Origin of the sequence: Terrisporobacter muris (genome assembly GCF_024621905.1) — a bacterium.
Classification (GTDB): domain Bacteria; phylum Bacillota; class Clostridia; order Peptostreptococcales; family Peptostreptococcaceae; genus Terrisporobacter; species Terrisporobacter muris.
In genome coordinates, this window is sequence record NZ_JANKBY010000211.1 from 1 (window position 1) to 6,331 (window position 6,331).

6 protein-coding genes are annotated in these 6,331 nt (G+C 27.9%); 5 read left to right on the plus strand and 1 reads right to left on the minus strand.

Translation table 11 applies throughout. The annotated features are described in order from the left end of the window. The first annotated feature begins 147 nt into the window (after positions 1 to 147). From NSA58_RS14000 to NSA58_RS14020, 5 genes are all read left to right on the plus strand, one after another. Positions 148 to 1,677, plus strand: a complete 1,530-nt coding sequence (locus NSA58_RS14000; protein ID WP_039678601.1) for an FAD-dependent oxidoreductase — start codon at positions 148 to 150, stop codon at positions 1,675 to 1,677. A gap of 17 nt (positions 1,678 to 1,694) precedes the next feature. Beyond that, positions 1,695 to 2,252: a hypothetical protein gene (locus NSA58_RS14005; protein ID WP_257560599.1), complete on the plus strand. Its 558-nt coding sequence runs from the start codon at positions 1,695 to 1,697 to the stop codon at positions 2,250 to 2,252. 108 nt (positions 2,253 to 2,360) lie between these two features. After that, positions 2,361 to 3,473 carry a peptidylprolyl isomerase gene (locus NSA58_RS14010; RefSeq protein WP_074080141.1) on the plus strand — a complete coding sequence of 371 codons (1,113 nt, stop codon included), beginning with the start codon at positions 2,361 to 2,363 and terminating at the stop codon, positions 3,471 to 3,473. Between the two features lie 79 nt (positions 3,474 to 3,552). After that, positions 3,553 to 3,897, plus strand: coding sequence for a cupin domain-containing protein (locus NSA58_RS14015; protein ID WP_257560600.1), 345 nt, complete (start codon positions 3,553 to 3,555; stop codon positions 3,895 to 3,897). 173 nt (positions 3,898 to 4,070) lie between these two features. Beyond that, positions 4,071 to 5,129: a DUF6398 domain-containing protein gene (locus tag NSA58_RS14020; RefSeq protein WP_039678597.1), complete on the plus strand. Its 1,059-nt coding sequence runs from the start codon at positions 4,071 to 4,073 to the stop codon at positions 5,127 to 5,129. Positions 5,130 to 5,226: 97 nt separating this feature from the next. Here NSA58_RS14020 and NSA58_RS14025 read toward each other — a convergent pair whose 3' ends face one another. Continuing rightward, entirely contained in the window at positions 5,227 to 6,276 is a 1,050-nt protein-coding gene (locus tag NSA58_RS14025) for a PTS transporter subunit IIC (protein ID WP_039678596.1), read from the minus strand. Positions 6,277 to 6,331: the final 55 nt, after the last annotated feature.

The following is a 6,331-nucleotide window of genomic DNA, read 5'->3' on the forward strand; positions in this document are numbered from 1 at the left end:
AAATAAGTATAAAAATCAAGGTTATAAAACTTATGTATATGAAAAAAAAGTTTTATGTGTAGTATGCAAATATAGCTTTAAGTAAGGCGAATTTTTTAGAATGCTATTGTTAATAATAAGTATTATTAACTAAGAAAGGAATAAAAAATGAAGAATTCATATTGGATTTTATCCTCAAAAAATAAGGAAAACTATGAAAGTTTAAATAATGATATAAATACAGATTGTTTAATAGTAGGTGGTGGTATAGCTGGGCTTACTACAGCTTATTTATTAGCAAAAGAAAATAAAAAAGTAACTATTGTGGAAGCTGATGAAATTGGATTTGGAGCATCAGGACGAAATACAGGAAAAGTAACTAGTCAACATGGACTTATATATTCTATCATAGAAAAAGAGTACTCTAGTGAAAAAGCCAGACTTTATTATGATGCCAACGAGGAAGGACTAAAACTTATTAAAGATATAATAGAAGAAAATAATATAGATTGTAATTTTAAAGTGGTTCCAAGTTTTGTTTATACTGAAGAAGAAAAATATATTAAAGATATAAAAAAAGAATATGAAATTTGTAATAAATTAAGGATACCTTGTGAGTATATGAATAATATAAAAGATGTTCCTCTAAATATTAAGAGCGCTTTATGTTTTGAAAATCAAGGTCAATTTAATCCTAAGAAATATGTTGATGCTTTAGCAAAAATAAATAAAAAATTAGGTGTGAAAATTTATGAAAATACTCCAGTAGTTGATGTAAATATAGATGAAGAATGTGTAGTTAAATGCGCCAATAATAATATTATTAAAGCGAAGAATTTAATACTAACATCATGTAATGCTTGGTATGATGGATTAAGATTTTTCTTTGCAAAAGAGGAAGCTTCAAGATCTTATTTGCTATGCGGAAAATTAAAAAATAAAATATTAGAAGGTAATTATATTAACGTAGAAAATCCAACAAGAACATTTAGGTCTTGTAAAGATGACAAAGGAAGTGATCTTTTAATAGCTGGAGGACAAGATCACAAAACAGGAAAATGTATCAAAGAATGTGATAATTTTAAAGCAATAGAAGGATTTGCAAAAGAAACTTTTGATGTGGAAGAAATTATAGGGAGTTGGTCTACACAAGACTATGTATCTTTTGATAATATACCTTTTATGGGAAGAATTAATAATGAAAAAAATAATGTATATATAATAACAGGTACTAGCAAGTGGGGACTTAGTAATAGTAGTGCAGGAGCTATTTTAATTAAAGATTTAATAACTAAAAACTCCTCTAAATATGAAGCATTATATAATCCAAGTCGCTTAAAAAGTTATTTAAACATGAAGTTTTTAGAAAATAATATGGAAGTTGCAATTGACTATATAAAAGGTAAATTTATATCAGGAAGCAGTGAATTACCTAAGAAAGAAGAAGGAAAAACTATAAGTATACATGGTAAAAGATATGGAGCTTATAGAGATAAAGACGATCATTTATATATAGTAGATATTACTTGTACTCACTTAGGTTGTGAACTTACCTTTAATAGTGGTGAAAAAACATGGGACTGTCCTTGTCATGGAAGTAGATTTTCTTATAAAGGAGATATTTTAAATGGACCAGCTTTAAGACCTCTAAAAACTTATGGTGAAGGTAAAAATAAAATTGATCCTAAAATATTATAATTATAAGGACTAACAATATGAAAAAAATAAATTTACTAAAGATATTAAATATACTACTTTATGTATTTTATGGTATATCTGTAGTTTACTTAATATACATTAAAAAATATAACTATGCAGCTATTTGTACAGCATGTATCATAGCAACTTACATTCTTAGACTTGGGAATAAAAAGTTTGACTATTTATTTAATGATATGTTAATAATTATGCTTGATTTATTTATATTATTTTCTCTTGTCCTTGGAACTTCTTATGGACTATACAAAATAAATCATTATGATGATGCATTACATATATGGTCGGGTGCTATTGGAAGTGTGGTTGCATATACAGTTATTAATGTATGTACAAAACAAGAAGACAGAAAAAAAATAAAAAAGGCTTTCTTCTTTATTTTTATTTTTATGTTTAGTTTAGGAATATCAAATTTATGGGAAATTTTAGAATTTTCTTTAGACGTATTATTTAAAATAAATTGTCAAGCAGGCGGTCTAAAAGACACAATGATAGATATGATAGATGGTTTAATTGGAACAATAGTAATTACTCCTTTTTTATTACGAAAGTTATAAATAAATTTAAAAATTCATGAAAATTTCATATTACTTTCTATTTCTATTCACACAAAAAAAATTATATGTTGTAATATATAGATAAGAAATAAATTTAGGAGGATCCAAATGTCTCAAGACAAACCAAACAAAGAAAATGAAAACATTGATGGTGTTAAAACTAAAGAAGAGACTGTAAATCATTCACATAAAGATAATAGTGAAACAAAAGAAGGTAAATTAAAAAAATACATAGATGGTAAAAGAGGTAAGACAATTTTATCTATGTTATTTGTAGCAATTATAGGAATAGGTGCAGGTTTTTATGTAGGAACAGATGTGGGAAGAAACTTGCCAGCTACTCATAAATCTTATACAAAGTCACAAGTATTAGCCAGTGTTGGAGATGTTAAAATAACAGGTGAAGATTTTTCAAAGAGAATGGAGCCATACTTCTACTACCAAGGTTTAAAGAAGTTATCAAATGAAGAAATTGAATCACAAGAAGTCAATACAATAAATTATATGACAAATTTGGAAGCCTTATATAAAGCAGGAAAAGAGGCAAAGATTACAGTAACTAATGATGAAGTAGATAGTAATTACTCTAAAACTATGTCATCAATAGAATCATCATTTAATTTAACAGAAGATGAGTTTTTAAAAAGATTTGATTTAACTAAGGATTATATCAAAGAAAGTTTAAAGAAAGAAATGGTAGCTACTAAGTATTTACAAGATAATTCTGAAGTAAGTGAAAAAGAAGCAAAAAATTATTACAATAACAATAAAGAAGAATTCTTTGAGATAAGAGCATCTCATATTTTAATAAGTAATTATGATGAAGAGGGCAATGAAGTAAGTGATGATAAAAAGAAAGAAAATAAAGCGTTGGCAGAAAGACTACTTAAGAGAGCTTTAAATGGAGACAGTTTTGATGATTTAGCTCTAGAAAATACGGATGATACTTATACTGCTAGTAGTGGTGGTGATTTAGGATATTTCACTAAAGGACAAATGGATGAAAGCTTTGAAGATGCAGCATTTTCTTTAAAGGTAGATCAAATTTATCCTAAAGTTGTGGAAACTAATTATGGATATCATATTATTAAAAAGACTGGTGAACGATACGGTGATTTTGATGATGAGAAAGAATCTCTTATAAAAACTTTAAGTAATAATAAACAAAGCACATTATTAGAAGATGCTTTAGAAAAATATGATGTAAAAGTAAATATGTAAATTTTTATGAAGGATCATTTATTGATAAGATCTAATAACTTTGATATTATTATTGTGTATTATAAAGGGAGGGGTTTATATGATAATAAGAAAATCACAAATAAGAAAAGATGAATCTAATTTAAAAGATGGTAAAGGTTTAGTTAAAAGGGAATTTATTGTTGAAGGTGATGACTTAAGGGGAAAGGCAAAACTATTTTCAAAAATAATTATACCAGTAGGATGTTCTATAGGCATGCATGATCATGTGGACGATTTTGAAATTTACTACATACTAAAAGGTAAAGGTAAAGTTTTAGACAATGATGAGTTTGTAGAAGTAAACGAAGGTGATGCAATATATACTGCTGATGGAAATAAACACTGTATAGAAAATATAGGTAGTGAAGATTTAGAATTTATAGCAGTTGTAATAAATGAGTAATAAAAAACTCTAGGATATTCCTAGAGTTTTTTTATTCTAAACGCAAATTTCCTCTTAATGTGATAAAATTTTATTATCATATATTAAAGATTTTTAAAGTTTAAATATACATTTTAAAAAAAAATGTTATAATAGTAAATAGTGTTATTTTTAATGTAATATGGAGGATTTAAATGAGCAATACAAAATCACAAATAAAAGATATAATAATGGATTTCTCAAATGAAAATTTAAACAGAAATTTTACTCAAAAGAGTGTGGAAATCCTAGACAGATTAGAAGATGCAAATGCAGAAATATTAGGTACTTCAAGAACTGATATATGGGCTGCTTCTATATTAAACATAGTATTAGATATGAACGGAGTATTTAACAAAAAACATCCAATGTACATGACAAAGAAAGATTTCTCTCAAAAAATAGGAGTATCAGCAGGAACGATAAAAAATAAAGCTGAAGCTGTTAAAGAAATCTTAAACTTAGAAGAAAATGATCAATCAGTAATAGTATATTCTACTAATGAGACGACTGAAACTGTAGAAGAAAAAGAAGTAGTAGCTAAAGAAGAAGTTGTAGTAACTACTGAAGCACCAGTAAAAGACGAAAAGCAACAAATATATCAAAACTTCATGAAGTTAGCTCATGAATCTAATGATTTTAAAGTTAAAGTTGAAAACTTTGAAAATGCTATAAAAGTAGCAGTAGAAATGATAGCAAATAACGGTGAAGTTGTATATTGGGAAGATGAAATAACAAAACCATATATGATAGCTTTACAAGATTTAGGAAATTTATTTAATGATAATAAAGATTATGATTCGGCTAAGAGAGTATACGAATTATTATTAAATTTAAACCCACTAGATCATCAAGGAATAAGATATAAATTAATAAATATACTTATCGAAAAAAATGATAGAAAAGAAGTAAATGACTTGTTTGCAAGATACAAAGATGATAAAAGTGCAACATGGTCATATAGTAAAGTTTTATACTACTATAAAAATAAAAATATGTTTATGGCAAAAGATGCATTAAAAGATGCAGTTAACCGTAATAAATATATAGCATTAAAATTAATAAAATGGACAGCTTTTATGCAAATGTCAGGTGTATATATAAACCCTGTATTATTTAACGAAGCAAACTTCTACTGTGAAGAGTCAATAAGTTTATGGAAAAACACTAAAGGTTCTATAGATTGGTTATTAAAAAATGTATTAAAAAAATAAGGCTGTGATTACACAGCCTTATTTTTTTATAAGCAACAGACAAAGTCGTTGCGCCATAAAGTGTTTCGCCGACATAGTCGCTTAGGCGAAGTGAATTTTATATATCAAGCTTTAAGTCACCAGGCTTTATTAAATTCTTACTTCTCATAAACTTAGCTATGATAATAGTTGTAATAGCTGGTAAAATAAAATTAAGAAGTAAAATCCCTAGCCACATCATAGAACCACCCTTTCCAGCAGCTTCCATGGCAGTAACAGTACCAAATTGACCTACAAAACCACAAGTACCCATACCAGAACCTATTGGAATATTCTCCATTTTAAATATAGTAGTAGATAATGGACCAATAATAGCAGAAGCTAATGTTGGAGGTATCCAAATTTTCCAGTTCTTTATTATGTTTGGCATTTGTAGCATAGAAGTTCCAATCCCTTGGGCAAATAATCCACCCATTCCATTTTCTTTATAGCTCATTACTGCAAAACCAACCATTTGGCAACAACATCCTACTGTTGCGGCACCACCAGCTAGTCCACTAAGGTCTAACATTATGCAAATAGCTGCACTACTAATTGGTAGAGTTAAAGCTATTCCTACTAATACAGCAACTAATGCTCCCATAAATATAGGTTGCATTTCTGTTGCTTTCATAATCAAGCTTCCAAATGTTGTCATAAACGCAGATACAGCAGGACCGGTAAACTGAGCAACTAATACTCCAACTAAAATAGTTACAGCAGGAGTAACTAGTATATCAATTTTTGTTTCTTTTGAAACGATTTTACCAATTTCTACTGCAAAAATAGTTGCTACAAAAGCACCAACAGGTCCTCCAAGTTCATTTCCACAAGCACCAACTAAAGCACAAGAAAACATAACTAAAGGAGGTGCTTGAAGCCCATAAGCAATGGCAACAGCAATAGCAGGACCTGTAACTTGTTTAGCAAGTGGATTAATCACATCTGTAAATAGACTGATTCCCAATTTATCTCCTAAAGTATTAAAAATTGTACCTATTAATAAAGAAGCAAAAAGACCAAGAGCCATATAACTTAAGGCATCAACTAAATATCTTTGAACGGATATTTCAATATTTTTATCTTTAGCGAATTGTTTTTTACTTCGTCTACTTTTAACTTTCCCCATTATAAATCTCCCTTCAACAAAAATCACCTTTACAAATATTATAATTAGAGATCGG